Here is a 14,322-nt window from a genome sequence, read left to right as displayed (position 1 = left end):
GCCAACTCTCATTGCGTAAGTATATCAGTTGGACTTAGCTTTCGATGGGGCGCTCGTTGCTACTCTCGAGTTTTAAGACGGTCCGCTAGAGCTGTCCGTGAAAGCGGCTCGATCTCGACCAGATCATCCATTGCTGAATAATAAATTGCGGCATTCACGTCTCGGCCCTCGAACCAGTCATCGAGCGCGTGATAGTACACGCTAAGCTGCGTTCGATATGCTGACTCTGCGTGATACCCCTGATCTGTCTTGTAATCGATGATCTCCACCCGATCGGACGTCACATGGACGAGGTCGACAACGCCGGAGATCGTCACCTGGTCTCCCTCAACCTCGAGCGGCAGGTACACCTGTTCTTCGACTCTGAGGGTCCCCTCGAGCGAATCGAGAAGCTCCGTGATATTCCGCTCATCTTCGTTGCGAGGATCACCGTCTTCTCCGAGAGCGTACCGTTCTGCGAACTCGTGGACTGCCGAGCCAAACTCCCGTCCTCTTCCCTGACTGACGTCCTCGTAGACCTCGTCGCCCATTAGTGAGTGAGGTGAGTATCCATCAGGACCGGTTGGCTGCGGGATGGGCACGGTCAGTTGTGATTGGACGGTGTCGCCGACACGATCCGTATCAACTGCTGGCTCGAGAGGGTCGATGTCGACAGGTAGCTCCTCGAGGAACGTGTTGGGATCGTCGCCAGCCGAAAACAGCAGGTGATCCTTTGCACGTGTCATTGCGACGTAGAGCAACCTGCGTTCTTCGTCGGCTTCCGTTGGCTGACACCGTCTCAGGACGTCGGTCCGCCAGTTATCGTAGATGTGTGGATCGCCATGCGCCTCCGAATAGCACTTGCGCTGGCGGAGTCCTGTGAGTTCGGAGTACGTGATCGTCCCATCTCGTCCACCAGCAGGCGGGAATTTCCCGCGGTTCATATTCCCGAGAATCACGATCGGATGCTCGAGTCCCTTGACAGAGTGGATCGTCTGGACAGTGATCGCGTTGGTCCCTGCCGCAGCGTGGACCTCCTCGGTGTGGCCTGATTCGATCCCCTGTTCGATGAAGCGGATCAAATCGCCAAGCGTCATCGTTGTCGCACTGTGGACTGACTGGATCGTTGTGAGAATGACATCCGCTGTCGCACCGTCGTATCCATAGCGATCGAATACCCGTCGTGCAACGGCGTTCGTGGTCTCGAGTGCTGCGAGCTCTGTACGGAATACTGCCATATTCTCCGGATAGGCCTCGTTCTCGAGGATGTGGTCGATCTCGTCGAGCGTGTAGCCAGCACGCTCGAGGACGACTGCCCAGCCTCTGTCCGCATTAGTCTCGAGGATACGCAACCAGGCAAGCAGGAGTTTGGCCTGATCGGTTCGGAAGAGCTCGATGCCACCCTCGTACGCCATCGGAAGTTCGTACTCCTCGGCGACGGAGAGCAGATCTCGACCAAAGTCACGTGTGCGAGTCAACACTGCGATATCACCATACTCAGGAGTGCGAAGCTCACCACCGTCCTCGACTGCGTAGGCGTCATTCCCGACGATTTCCTGAACCTTCGTCAGAATCGCCTCGTGTTCATCGTCGTGCTGGAAGGCTTCAATCCGTGAGTGGTTGTGCGCGGTGTTCGACGACAGTGAGACAACCTGTTCGAGGACCGATTCTCGATCGATGGACTCGCGGCTACTGGCTGGTGTGACGAGGGCGTGCTCCGAGAAATCGAGGATCTCCTGGGTCGATCGGTAGTTTTCCTCGAGTTCGATTCTGGTTATCGGCTCCACTGGGAACGAAACGCGTTCGGCGTCATCGTTCAGGTCGGCCGCGAATCGCTCGAGACGTGACTCGAACTCAGTGATGTTCTCGACCGCTGCGTATTGGAACGAATAGATACTCTGTTTCCAGTCGCCAACGACGCAGATATTGTCCGTTCCAGCGAGTAAGAGCGAGAGTTTGAACTGGATCTCACTCGAGTCCTGGAACTCGTCGATCATCACGTACTCGAACCCAAGCGATTCGCGGAGGTTGTCGTCCTCACAGAGAAGGACGAACGCGAAGAGTTGGAGGAACGAGAAGTTCAGGTAGTTTCGCCGGAGTGCGAACTCGAGGTACTCGATGTAAATATCGTGGATGAATTCGATGAGGTGGTCTCGGTCTTCAGTGAAGGCTCGCTCGGCGACCTCGTCGGGAACCGCCTTCGTTCCACGTGGGCCACGCAATTCTGACCGACCGGGAGCACCCGGGAGGTAACACTTGTTCTTGCCGTATCGACCGAGTTTCGAGCGCAGTTTTGACTGTTTGCTGCCCCCATTCCGGGGTTGATTCAGCTCGTCGAATACGTCTTTGAACGCGTCGAAATCGCCCTCGAGATGTCTCTTGCTGTCACGATACCAGCCGTCGGCAGTCGGAAAGACGCCTTTGGCTGCGAGGTTGTTGATGAGATCCAGCAGCTCTGTCGGGTCCGAGAGACACCGGAACAGGTCGTCGTATTCCGAATGGTCGTCGCTGAACTGGTCGATGAACTCCCCGAAGTATTCACGTTCGATCGTCTCGTTCTCGAGGACCTGCGTTGAGCCAGTGATCGCATCGTCGATCCCTAAATGCGTGGGCGCATGGAAGCCATGTTGCTCGAGGATATCGTTACAGAGGCTGTGAAAAGTCTGGATCGGTGCGTCTGTCAGCGCCCGCATGTCATAGTCGCAGTTGGCGACGATGCGGTCTTTCATCTCCGTCGCTGCGTTGCGAGTGAAGGCGATCAACAGGACGTCATCCGGCTCGACGTCGCCCTGGGAGACGATGTTCGCGTAGCGACGGGTGACTGTGAACGTCTTGCCGGTCCCGGCACCGGCGTCAACGAGATACAACCCCTCTGTACTCTCGATGAGTTCACGCTGCTTTGGGTTCGGGGCTGTCATCGGGTCACCTCCGTCTCGTCGGCCGGTTCATCGATCGTACGCTCTGTCGTCAGAATCATATCGCGGTTGTCCACATAGCGGTAGTTCGGCTCCCCTGCTCGTCCCGCAACGGGGAACCGGGACTCGCCGCGGCGATATCGGTTCAGTTCTGCGAGTTGGTCATCGACGAACCGCTCGAATTCGTCGAGATCCTCGACGAAATAGCCCTCTTTGCGATAGCCACACAGGTGTCTAAATGCCTGCATGCAGCCATTTGTGACGTACTTGTAATCGCCGACGGCCTCGATCATCCGCTCGAGAAGTGCGTTCCCGAACGGTGAATTGGCCATCTCATCTGCATCCCGTGTTCTGGACGGTTGGTGCGCGTCGAACGCTGCTCGGTACTCATCGTAACTCGTCTTCGAGAACGTCTTGTTGCAATCGTTCGGTGCCTCTTCGCGGAGTGCTTCGAAGACGGCTCGCGACGGAACGAATTCGTCGAACGGGATCGGACGGTACGTGACCGTCGTCAGGCAGTCGTCGAGAGTCCCCTCGCCTGTGACGACGTCGTCGAGCGTCTCGAGAAAGTGGAAAAAAGTGAACTCGAGCTGCTCGCCTGGCTGCTGGCTTCGATAGTAGGTGAGGTAGAGCAACGCCTGGAAGTCCGGCTGATCGCTGGGCGGATCAATCGCTGCGCGTTTGATTACCTGTGACGGTGATTTCTTGCTGCCACTTTTGAAGTCGACCAGCTGTGTTGGCGACTGTACGAGGTCGATCTTTCCCTTGATCCCACGGTCGTCGTCCTCGAACCATCGTTCGGTCGCTGGGGAGTCGACCGGCCGGTCGAAGCGGGTCGCGAAGACATTGTCACCGCTACTCGTGGGCGTAAGGAAGTCGGTATCCGACGGCGCATTCCTCTCGAGATAGTCGACGATCGTCTCGAGGCCGACGCGATACGTTGTTCGCCGGGTAGCCAGATCGACGTCACGGTGGAACGCCTTCGTCTCCTCAATCATGACGTCGACGGCTTCCTCGATGACGCTGTCATCGACGAACTCGGGATGGTTGACGGCGAACTCTGCGAAATCGTGGAACAGGTTCCCCTCGACGAAGTGATCCTTGTCAGGGTTATCGACGAGCCGTCCAAAGAAGTAGTCACGAGGGCAGTTTGCGTATGAATTGAGGCTTGATTGGCTGAGTGCCGTCTCTGGCTCGGTCTCGACGTTGATTGGTTCTTTGTCGAATCCTGCGCCCGTCGATCGAAACGGCCGTGCGTAGTGAATCGATTCGAAATCACTGAAACGCTCGAACTCGGCTTCGAGGAGGTCCTCGAAGTACAGACACGGCGTTACGGGTGTCCCACCAGCGGTGTCCTGGACGAGATAGTACTGGTCGACACCACTCTGGAGCAGCGACTGGAACTGGTCGAGATTCCGCTCGAATTCCTCGTCATGATCGACCCATGGTCGCTCTGGCGACGTGTGCGTCCATCCCTCGTCAAGGCCGAGGTAGAAGACGACTGGCCGATCGACAAACGACGCTGATTTCGCATCGGCCAGCAGGACGCCGTCGTTCTCCCGGTCGATCGGGACCTCATACGTCTCGAGGTAGAACGTGAGTCGGTCTATGGTCTCTGCGGTGATTGGTTCGGTGAGGAGTCCGAGATGGTCGAGCTCCTCGCGAAATGTCTCGAGCGTACACTCGGCGCGGTTTTCGTAAGCGGTTAGCGCGTCACCGATCGTGAGCTCTGCTGCCCGATCGCAGAAGTCACGGAGCCATTCAAGATTAGGATCGTCGACCTCGAAGAGCCGCTTTTCGTCGTGATCAACGTCGAGAGTCACCCCGAGACGGGTCAGGAGCGGTTTCACGCTCTTGATACGGGTACCGGACCCCGCAATCGTGCTGCGGAGAAGCTGGATGACAGCTCGGTGATCGTGATCGTCGGTGAACGATGGGCCGCCGTAATAGGGGATCGCTGTGGCCTCGAACGCGGACTCGATGAGTGGCGAATACTCACTACTGGCATCGAGAACGACAGCAACATCCTCGGCGTTCTCTGGCGTGACCGTATCGAGGACGGCATCGACGATTGCTGCCGGCGAGTCAAAGATTCGGACAGGCGGTAACTCGAATGCATCGTCGCAAAAGCGGCTGACAGCGTCGTATTCCGGGGGAAGAACCGATCGCTCGAGATTCGTCAGTTGTTGTTCGCCGATGACGGCAACTGATTCGTACTCCTCGCGATCGATCTGGTAGTCAGTGAGTGTTCGCGACGTTGTCTCGAGTGATTCGACACAGTCGACGACGGCCCGCGTTGCTGGTGTATCGAATGCATCGTACTCGAGAATTGCGTCAGGACTGCCCTGATACTCCCAGCACTGCAGCACGTTCCCGATCGCGTAGGAAGCCTGCTTCCAGCTAAGATCGGTTTGGCTGATGACCTCGAGGAAGGCCAGCCGGTCTTCTGCCGTTTCTCGACGTCTGGCAGCGAGTCGCCGTGGTGTGATCGCGAACGGGCCGAAGTGAGGGTGCTCGAGGCGTCGATTGAGCGCACTTGCTAACGGAGCGTCGGGGACAATGACGAGATCGTACTCGGCTACCTCCTCGTATAGCCGATCGATCGGTTTCGACCGCTTGATTGACACGATATACCGACTCTAGTATGCAACAATAAGTCTGTATATCGCGCTAATCTAGCGATGTGGGCCATATATTCGGTACTTCCCAACTGGTGTGAGAGCTGAAGCTAAAGCGTTGGTCTCATGAGGAAGATGTCTGGCTGAGTGAATGTGTTCAGCGTCCCTCAACCAGACGGTGTTCTTTCAGACTCAGACGTGAAAGATCTAGCGGAAGACGTCATTTGCCAGCTCCCTTTGCCAGGGATCGAGGGCTCGCCCCTCGATCCCGGCGATATCTGGGCGGTCGTCATTCTTGCAGCAGTCAATCAGACCTCCATCTGGGAGACGTGCAAGGACAATGACAACGCTGTCTGTGACGATACTGTCATGGACTGGCTCCATACGCTCAACCGAGAGTGGCTTGAGCAGGTTGCTAACCGCCTTCTCAGGGAGGTAGCGATGACGATCCTCGACCCTAATCGGTCGAGGATCGTCTCCATTGACTTCGTCGATAATCCCTACCACGGAACGTACGCCGATGAAGAAGGTGAACTCTGCCGCATGCACGCGAAAGACGGAACAACGACGTGCCACCGGTACTGCACAGCGTATCTCGTCTCGAACGGAAAGCCAGTGACGTTGGCGATGACGTACGTCCGTAGCGATGAGAAAGAGGCCGACGCGGTCGAGCGCGTCCTCGACCGCGTCGAAGCCTATCCCTTCGACATAGAGCTTCTGTTGGCTGATCGTGGCTTCTACAACGAACGTATTCTGCGTCGTTCTCAGGAGATTGCTGCGACTGTCGTTCCCGTCCAAAAGAAGGGAGAACGCATGAAGGAAAAGTTGGACACGCACCGTTCGTACATGACAACCTATCGGATGTACAAAGACCGCGAGCGGGAACTAGAATTCCCGCTCGCGGTCGCTGTGTCCTATCACGCTGGAGATCGAGGGAAAAGCGGGGAGGTTGTGCGAGGGTATGTGGCGTGCGATCTGGCTGATCGCACGCCCAAGCAGGTCGAACAGCTGTACCGGAAACGGTCAGCGATTGAAACAAGCTACCGGGTGTTTCGCCAAGCACGAGTGGTAACGACGACACAAGATCCAGTCGTCCGCTTTGCATTCGTCTTGGTCGGGTTCTTGCTGGAGAACCTCTGGCTCGTGCTTCGGTGGGCGGTCGTCGCCCGCCCGCGTCGGGGCGGGCGCGACCTGCCCGAGGAATTCACGTTCAAGACCTTCTCTGACTGGATCAGACATGCATTAGAGGAAGAGCTAGAGCGGAGTTGGGAGATCGAGATGAACGGAACAGGTGTGCCAGAAGCATACGCGCCGGCCACGGGCTGACGCCAGCCCGCGGCCTTGGGCAAGCTCTTGGTGAGCAACAGCATTCGCCTAGAACAGCGTATCTCAGCCTTCTTACTTCACTTCTCCTCATCCGTGGATTCTATTTCCTGTTCACTCGGTTACCACACCGGCATTCGCTCTGTTCGTCAATGACTCAGCACAGTTCACGAAGCGACTTTCGGGAAGTACCGATATTGGCCTGTAGGCGATCATGAGTTCACTGATACGCACTGCTGGGTGTATCAGCGGTACAATGGATCAGTATTGGTGTTCGAAACTGAGCTCGTCGTGTTCATACGAGTACGATTTGACACCAGCCTCGTCACAGCGCGAACTGAGGTCTGCTGGCGGAATGTCTGTCTGCTCACCGAACTCCTTCTCGAGATGTTTTGCCTTGTTGAACGCAAGACGGCATCGGGGTGGGGTTGCTGATCTACAATTTCACGACGTTAGAGACGGCTTTTCGACCTCAGAAGATGCAGTAGCTGTCAGTCACAGCGATTGCTGATGAGTCAAAACTATGGTACCTTGCTCCGTTGTTCCGGTGACGACGGCGATGCCTCTCCCGGATACGTCCGGAAAAGGGGAGCAGGCGGCGAGCCCTAACTCGCCGCCTGCGTTAGGTTATGCACGATGCACTTGCGAGTTAGCTCCCGGAACTGGCCGTGCCAGCTCCGGGAGCGGAGCTTCTCGCCGTCGTCTTGCTTCAACTGCGAGAAGCCGGTTTCACTCATCCAGCGCTGGTTGTAGTCATCGTTCATTCGTGCGTTGTGGGCCTTCTGCAACGGTGTCTGCTCCCTGTGCTTGATCAACGGTCGCGTTGACTCGGAGCGACACTCCTCACGGAGGTCGCTCCACGAGTAGTTCGCGTCAGCAGACAACACACGCAGGTCTTCCGCGTTCCGGCGGAAGACCTGCATCCCGATGTGGCCGTCCCAGGCCTTCTGCGTCGTAAAATGAACGTCCTTGATCGCCAGTGAGTTCACGTCGATCAAGATCGTTGTCTTCATCGACTGGAATGAGTAGTTCGCTCGGTCGCGGTAGTGGTAGCTGGTTTGATCGCGCTGGAAGCCACTTGCATCAATCGCAGCTTCACCACTCCAGCCCGCCTGCTCCGCCGAAGCGCGGAGCAGGCGGCGCAGTTCACGCATCTGATACTCCTGCTCCCACCGACAGAACGAGCTGTAGTGCGGTGCCTCGTCGAGATCGAACACAGCAAGAACACCTGGCATCTCGTTGAGGTAGTCTTCAGTCTCACGGAGGCTCTTCTCCAGTTCGACGCGGAACAGAATTAACGCGATCTGTGTCCACTTGGCGTACCCGTCCGCGCCATCCGGCGCGGCGGGTACGTCCGGATCGTCAACGTGCTGTTTGGCAAGGTCTCGACACATTCGCGCTAGTCGTCTGAGCGATGCCATATCGCCAGACGGCGTCCATTTCCCGGTTAATCTGACGGAACCTTCCTGTGAGAACGTCTGAAGTTGCCGTCAATCGGCGGCAAAACAAGGCAAGATGTTTGCAAAACGAAACGGTGACATCTCGGTCGCCGTCGTTTGAAACCTCGAGAACAACTGCGAGATCCGGATCGTCGTAATCCGGTTTGATGACGTAGTCGCCCGCCGTAAATGGGTTTTCGGCGTACTCGAGGTTCGTGTGTTTGTACGTGTAGAGTTTGATGTCCTGGTCGTCACAGTAGGAGGCGAGCTTTGCTGGATGGATTTCGCGCCAGTTCCCAGGCCCGTCATCGAGCATATTTGGGAACGCGACGCTGACGGCCTCACCATCTATCGTCTGCCCGTAGAGATTGACGTCCTGTTCCGGTGGAAGTACTTCCACGACCACCGCAACCGATGCATCGCTATCTTCCGCTTTGACTACTCGATCGCCGGGTTTGAACGGATTCTGTGGCTTTTGATTCATACTGTCAGCCAAAAATATTTCAAAGAAAAGCACGTTACTCCGATATGACCTCTCTCGACAACGTCTCTACCGAAGACCTCCGCCAGGTCTTGGCGGAGGTCGAGGGAAAAAAGCCATCACAACGGCTCATGGCGGCGATCAATTACCTTGAAGAAGACGGTGCAACGCTACAAGAGGTCGCTGAACGCTATGGATACACTGCTGGCTGGCTCTCGCGGTGGCTTGATCGACTCGAACGGCTCGCCGACGAGCCGTTCGAGGAGGTCGTCTACGACGAGCACCGTTCAGGAAGGCCCTCAAAACTCTCCGACAAAGAACATGAACAGTTCGTTGAAGCGCTTCACAAGTCTCCAGAGGAAGTTGGACTTGACGCGCCTGCGTGGTCCGTTCCACTAGCTCGTCACTATCTCGCCGAGGAATTCGACGTTGAGTACAGTGAGCGTCACGTTCGACGATTGATGACCGAGGCCGGGCTGTCCTGGAAGACAGCCCGGCCGGAGTTTCACAAATCCGATGAGAGAGCACAGGAAGCATGGCAAGACGGGTTCAAAAAAAGCGCGACAACCTGGACGACGAATACACGATCTTAGCCATTGATCAGACGCGACAGGTTCTCTCGACACTGATTCACGCATGGTTTCCCAAGGGTGAGCGCCCGTCACTCCCGGTGACGGGCGCGTGGGACAGCATCAAACTTCTCGGTGCAGTCAGCGATACTGATGAGATGCTCTGTTGAACGCCGACGCCCTCTGCGGATTGTATCGCTGATTTCAGGGGATTTGGACGCCATCTGGCGATATGGGACGTCTCAGGAACCTCGCACAGACGTTTCACGAGTTCGCCACGACCCACGTAGAAGAACCAGACGTACCCGCCGCGCCGGACGGCGCGGACGGGTACGCCAAGTCCACGAAGATCGCGTTGCTCTTGCTCAAAGAGGAAGTCAACAAGCCGCTCCGGCAGTTCGAGGACTATCTGAACGAGATGCCGGGAATCCTTGCTGTGTTCGGCCTTGAGAAATCACCTGATTACACGTCTTTCAGCGTGTGGGACGGAGAATTCCCGATGAAAGAGTTGCGCCGCCTGCTCCGCCGGTCAGCGGAGCAGGCGGGGCTCTCAGGAACTGCCTCGATCGATGCCAGCGGCTTCCAGCAAGATCAGGCTAGTTCGCACTACCGAAATCGTGTCGGCTACTCGTTCAATGCGATGAAGACAACGCTGCTCGTCGATACGGAGTCACTTGCTATCATGGACGCTCATTTCACCACAAAGAAAGCCTATGACGGTCACATTGGGCTGCAGGTCTTTCGGCGCAACGCCGAAGACCTGCAGGCACTTCTGGCTGACAAGATGTACTCATGGAGCAATCTACGGGAGGCCTGCCGTGAAGCGTCAACGCGACCAGTGATCAAACACTGTGAGCAAAACGCACTCAAGAAGGCTCACAACGCCAGAATTGACGACGAAGTCTACAATCAACGGTCAATGAGTGAGACCGTATTTGCGATGCTGAAGGACGACGGCGACGAGCTCCGCTCCCGGAGCTGGCATGGCCAGTTCCGGGAGCTCACACGGAAGTGCATCGTCCATAACCTCGCGCAGGCGGCGAGTTAAGGCTCGCCGCCTGCTCCTCTTCTCCGGACGTATTCGAGAGAGGCATCGCCATCGTCCATCTCACACTTCGTGCAGCATCTTGTGAAACTGATGTTTTGATCACTGCACAAGTCGGCTGAAATCGAATCGTCCGATCTCAGAACCTACCGATAGAGCGTAGCTACCGGTGGAAAAGTGAATGTCAAAATTTCTATGACGGCGCTGTCTTGCGTTCAACACTGCATGATGAGACGTTCTTTCTCCCCTGCGAAGAGAACTTCAACAGCGACACGACGATTCGTTTTCTGGACGCTCTCCAGACCGAGTTCGGCGAGAAAATCTGCGTTGTCCTCGACAACGCCTCGTATTTCACGGCGAACAGAGTCCAAGAGTTCGTTGAAGGTACTCCGATCGAACTGTGTTACCTTCCGCGGGGTTCACCAGAGCTGAACCCCGCGGAAGAGTGCTGGCGACAACTCGATCAATCACTCGGCAACCGCCTATTCGAAACGCTTGACGAACTTCGTGATGCTGCTCTCTGTGCACTGGACGAGATCAACGTGCCAGATGTCTTTACGTACTTATGTCCGTGAGTATCATGTGGGCCGTGTTTGGCCCTAACTCCTGTAACTCGTTCATCGGTCGCGCAGCGAGATGAGCGAGTTTCTCTGGCTCTTCACCGGAATACGCATCCTGTGTCTTGACTTTCGACTTGAGCGTCTCGGTCCGCTCCCAGCCAAGAAGGATGAGCGCATCTTCGTTGTCACGGTGCCAGACCATCACGACGATGTCGTCGTCTGGATCATTCTCGAGGAGATTTGCAGGCCGAAACGCAGAGACGTCCCTCGAGGTTTTCACATCGATCTCGTACCCGAAAACCTCGAAGTCGTGTCCAGAGAAACTCTCAGAATTGCATCGACGGATCGCTTCTTCGTTTTCCCACTCCCACATCTCGACAGGGAGATATTCTCGACAGAATTGTTCAAATGCGAGTTCGCCAAGATTACCGATTCGTTTGACGTCCAAATCGTTCGTACCCTGGATGACTGCCTGGTGATGAGCGCGCTCTCTATCGATTTCATCGGGCATATAGAGATACATTATACTCCGGTTATTTGTTGTCGTAATGTATGTTGTGGATTAGTTAGAACCAAGACAGGAGCCACGATTCATCGCCTCCGGGTTGTGCACATTCCGGATAAGAGCAACTGGGAATCTATTCTTCGGTGGTGTTCGAGGCCACAGCCGGGGGTAATCCTGTCCGACTCTACTGCAGTTCTCGAACAGGGAGAAGATGACGAATCATTTGTATATGAATGGGACACTAACAGATAGTCATGAATGACAAATCTGACCTTCTTATTCAACTGGCTAATTCATTTGCATCTATAATTCCGGATGTCGATGCGGATGCTGAACACGACCGATGGAAACCAGGAATCGGTCCATTCGAGGAAGAAAATCAGATTGAAATGGTTCTCGAGGCGCTTGAAGACCAGCCCCTCCAAGAAGCGATCGAGACCGAGATGTCGTATCTCGAGGATTCGCGACGGTGTGATCTTTTTCTTGATCACGATGGGGTTCAGCTCCCAGTTGAGGCCAAGCTACTCCGGTTCCGGTATGATAACGGAAACATCGACCCGAACAGCTTCGCCCGGATCTTCACGCCGTTTCCCGAACGGAGTTCTTCATCACTACTTACCGATACGAAGAAACTCTACGAGTCGGGGTTTGGATCGAACGGCGGCGTGCTCGGACTCTACTACGAAAAGGTCGACGAACCATACGAACAGATGACTGCCGAGGCGGTCGCCGAGAAGTTCTGTATGGACGTCGATCACTGGTACGATTTCCACGTAGAAACGAGAAACATCGCCTACTTCGATGGCTTACAACATCCCGTTCACCAGCAAGGTGCTGTCATCACGTGGGAGATCGTCGAGTGATCGACCGGTGACCGAAATGGGACTGGGAAGTTGCACGAAGACAAAATACGAGCAACCGGCACCAACTGATGAGCTGTACAATCCGTCAACGTTGTTCAGTAAGGTACGTCGGTACTGTGAACGTCATCACGACGACTGACACATCCTTTCCGTCAAGTGAGGGCTGGATAGAGATCGATCGTAATTATCAATAACCCTATCACATACACATATAAAATTAGAATTAGCTCTGAATTCCTAGAAAACGAAGCTCACCGCCAGTAGATACGGTAAAAAAGCCATCAAATCCTACAGCAATTGGGAAGCCAACAAACGCAACTCCGATTCTCCCTGTCCATTCAACTCGCTTTGCAGCCTTCACACCGAACCAACTCCTTATCGTACCATGGGAACCTGTCCCTGCCATTGTCGGTAGTTCCCATCGTTACTCCGTATTGACTTGATTTTCGGCAACGTGAGCGACAGAATTCATCTCGCTCGAAAAGAGATTGACGTAGAAGGCGGTCTCACGCCAGTGAGAGCGCCGGCTCTGCCCCTCCAATTCGAAGCCGTCGCTCTCTGCAGGGGCTAACGCTGGACGCGGGCTCAATCAGCCCGCGTCCAGTTGACTATAGACCTCGGGAATTCCGACGCCGTTGGTTGGTGTCTCCCACTTCCGCAGCAGTGATTCGTCAAGGGTATGGTCGATCCACTCCCGAAACAGTTCGAAGCGGAACCAAGCCGGCAGTGCTCGCCCGCCGCGCCGCGGCGTGGCGAGCACTCCCCACCGGACGATCAGCCATAAGTTCCGCAACAGGAAGCCCACAAGCACAAACAACAACCGAACGACTGGATCGGTTGTACTCGTACGCGCACGTGCTTCTCTCATCGTTCGGAAGGCTGTCTCGATCGCTGAGCGTTTCTGGTAGAGAGCTTCGACTTCCTTCGGCGTGCGATCGGCCAGATCGCACGCCACATACGCCCGGACAAGCAAACCGTGCTTGCCACGGTTTCCCTGTTGGTAGGAGACACAGACCGCGAGCGGGAAGCGCAGTTCCCGCTCGCTTCCTTCGTACATCACATACTCCGTCCAGTAAGAGACCGACGTGTCTAGTTTCTCAGCCATCTGTTTTCCACGACGGATGACGGGGAGAGCGACTGGTGCGACTGCATCCAGTCGCTCGATCGACGTTCCGTCGTAGAATCCGCGGTCAACGAGGAGGCCAGCGACAGGGAAAGGAAGGGCCGCGACGTGGTCGAGCAGTCGCTCGACCGCGTCGCTTTTGGGTTTATCACCTCTGACAGGAGTAACCGCGATGACGAGCGGCTTGGCTCGGCAAAGGACAAACCCAACAAGGTAGCGATGGCACTGAGAGGTGCCATCGCGGGGTATCGTATGACAGAGCTCCCCGGCATCACGGTGTGGACAGCCGTGGTAGTGTATGTCGACGAAGTCGAGGCAGATGATCCTCGGGCCAGGGCCGAGGATCATCGCCGCTTGCTGAGCGAGGAGGTCGTTAACGACGGCTTCGAGTTCAGCAGCAGGAACGGTATGAAGCTGAGCGAGTGTGTAGTCGTCGGAGTACGTTCCGAGAGTGCTGTCAGTGACAGCCTTGATGGATTTCTGATCGACAGCGGCTTGGAGGAGTGTCTGCCGGATGATCCCGGAGTCGAAGCCACAGCCTTCGACTCCAGGGATCGGGACCTCAGAGAGGAGATCAAGCGCTAAGGTTTCAAGGTCAGAGGCCGTAAGAACGGTGTCTGGATGGTATAGGAATTGCACAACACCCATCTAGACGCTTTCTGAGAATCTAACCTCATCAGTCGTAACTAACTGCTGACTCGATGGGAACTACCGATTGTACCGGGAAACATACCTACTCCGAATATCAGCAAGATCGATACAAAGTCAAAGGCAGCACTTTCTCCGAAAGCTGTTGAAGCCCAACTACCAGTGACACCGCCTAATGACGTGCCAACAACGGAATAGAACTGATTGTGATGCTCGGCTGCGCTTCTGATTAGGATCTCATAATAACGGCACTT

The 14,322-nt window shown here is 55.7% G+C and carries 7 protein-coding genes and 5 pseudogenes; 5 read left to right on the top strand and 7 right to left on the bottom strand.

Translation table 11 applies throughout. The annotated features are described in order from the left end of the window. Positions 1-59 precede the first annotated feature (59 nt). Both MU558_RS04230 and MU558_RS04225 read right to left on the bottom strand, forming a co-directional pair. On the bottom strand, positions 60-2,897 hold the full coding sequence (locus MU558_RS04230) for a UvrD-helicase domain-containing protein (RefSeq protein WP_246972204.1): 2,838 nt from the start codon (positions 2,895-2,897) through the stop codon (positions 60-62). Next, complete coding sequence (locus MU558_RS04225) at positions 2,894-5,521, bottom strand: PD-(D/E)XK nuclease family protein (RefSeq protein ID WP_246972202.1); 2,628 nt, start codon at positions 5,519-5,521, stop codon at positions 2,894-2,896. The genes MU558_RS04230 and MU558_RS04225 overlap by 4 nt, the downstream gene beginning before the upstream one ends. A gap of 144 nt (positions 5,522-5,665) precedes the next feature. On the opposite strand from MU558_RS04225, the gene MU558_RS04220 reads away from it, so the two are divergent. Next, positions 5,666-6,838 carry an ISH3 family transposase gene (locus MU558_RS04220; protein WP_246972200.1) on the top strand — a complete coding sequence of 391 codons (1,173 nt, stop codon included), beginning with the start codon at positions 5,666-5,668 and terminating at the stop codon, positions 6,836-6,838. A 258-nt stretch (positions 6,839-7,096) separates the two neighbouring features. Here MU558_RS04220 and MU558_RS23515 read toward each other — a convergent pair. From MU558_RS23515 to MU558_RS04210, 3 genes and pseudogenes are all read right to left on the bottom strand, one after another. Next, positions 7,097-7,237 (bottom strand): annotated as a pseudogene (locus MU558_RS23515) (DUF7961 domain-containing protein); the annotation flags it as partial. Positions 7,238-7,440: 203 nt separating this feature from the next. Then, complete coding sequence (locus MU558_RS04215) at positions 7,441-8,256, bottom strand: IS5 family transposase (RefSeq protein ID WP_246972198.1); 816 nt, start codon at positions 8,254-8,256, stop codon at positions 7,441-7,443. Between the two features lie 91 nt (positions 8,257-8,347). Beyond that, positions 8,348-8,758 (bottom strand): annotated as a pseudogene (locus MU558_RS04210) (DUF7961 domain-containing protein); the annotation flags it as partial. Between the two features lie 44 nt (positions 8,759-8,802). Here MU558_RS04210 and MU558_RS04205 point away from each other — a divergent pair. From MU558_RS04205 to MU558_RS04195, 3 genes and pseudogenes are all read left to right on the top strand, one after another. Beyond that, a pseudogene (locus MU558_RS04205) lies at positions 8,803-9,482 on the top strand (IS630 family transposase); the annotation flags it as partial. A 74-nt stretch (positions 9,483-9,556) separates the two neighbouring features. Beyond that, positions 9,557-10,372, top strand: a complete 816-nt coding sequence (locus MU558_RS04200) for an IS5 family transposase (protein WP_246972197.1) — start codon at positions 9,557-9,559, stop codon at positions 10,370-10,372. Positions 10,373-10,596: 224 nt separating this feature from the next. Next, positions 10,597-10,944, top strand: a pseudogene (locus tag MU558_RS04195) (IS630 family transposase); the annotation flags it as partial. Positions 10,945-10,948: 4 nt separating this feature from the next. On the opposite strand, the pseudogene MU558_RS04190 reads toward MU558_RS04195, so the two are convergent. Continuing rightward, a pseudogene (locus MU558_RS04190) lies at positions 10,949-11,452 on the bottom strand (DUF7961 domain-containing protein); the annotation flags it as partial. Positions 11,453-11,688: 236 nt separating this feature from the next. Between MU558_RS04190 and MU558_RS04185 the strand changes: the two are divergent. Further along, positions 11,689-12,297, top strand: coding sequence for a transcriptional regulator (locus MU558_RS04185; protein ID WP_246972196.1), 609 nt, complete (start codon positions 11,689-11,691; stop codon positions 12,295-12,297). A 589-nt stretch (positions 12,298-12,886) separates the two neighbouring features. On the opposite strand, the gene MU558_RS04180 is transcribed toward MU558_RS04185, so the two are convergent. Further along, on the bottom strand, positions 12,887-14,068 hold the full coding sequence (locus MU558_RS04180) for an ISH3 family transposase (RefSeq protein ID WP_246972195.1): 1,182 nt from the start codon (positions 14,066-14,068) through the stop codon (positions 12,887-12,889). Positions 14,069-14,322 lie beyond the last annotated feature (254 nt).

This window comes from Natribaculum luteum (genome assembly GCF_023008545.1).
In the GTDB taxonomy this organism is placed as follows: domain Archaea; phylum Halobacteriota; class Halobacteria; order Halobacteriales; family Natrialbaceae; genus Natribaculum; species Natribaculum luteum.
The sequence above is the reverse complement of the archived record's forward strand: the minus strand, read 5'-3'. Positions and strand labels throughout refer to the sequence as shown.

Excerpts from the sequence above, each read along its gene's own strand:
- MU558_RS04230 (WP_246972204.1), bottom strand. The coding sequence starts at position 2,897 with ATGACAGCCCCGAACCCAAAGCAGCGTGAACTCATCGAGAGTACAGAG.
- MU558_RS04215 (WP_246972198.1), bottom strand. The coding sequence starts at position 8,256 with ATGGCATCGCTCAGACGACTAGCGCGAATGTGTCGAGACCTTGCCAAA.
- MU558_RS04200 (WP_246972197.1), top strand. The coding sequence starts at position 9,557 with ATGGGACGTCTCAGGAACCTCGCACAGACGTTTCACGAGTTCGCCACG.
- MU558_RS04185 (WP_246972196.1), top strand. The coding sequence starts at position 11,689 with ATGAATGACAAATCTGACCTTCTTATTCAACTGGCTAATTCATTTGCA.
- MU558_RS04180 (WP_246972195.1), bottom strand. The coding sequence starts at position 14,068 with ATGGGTGTTGTGCAATTCCTATACCATCCAGACACCGTTCTTACGGCC.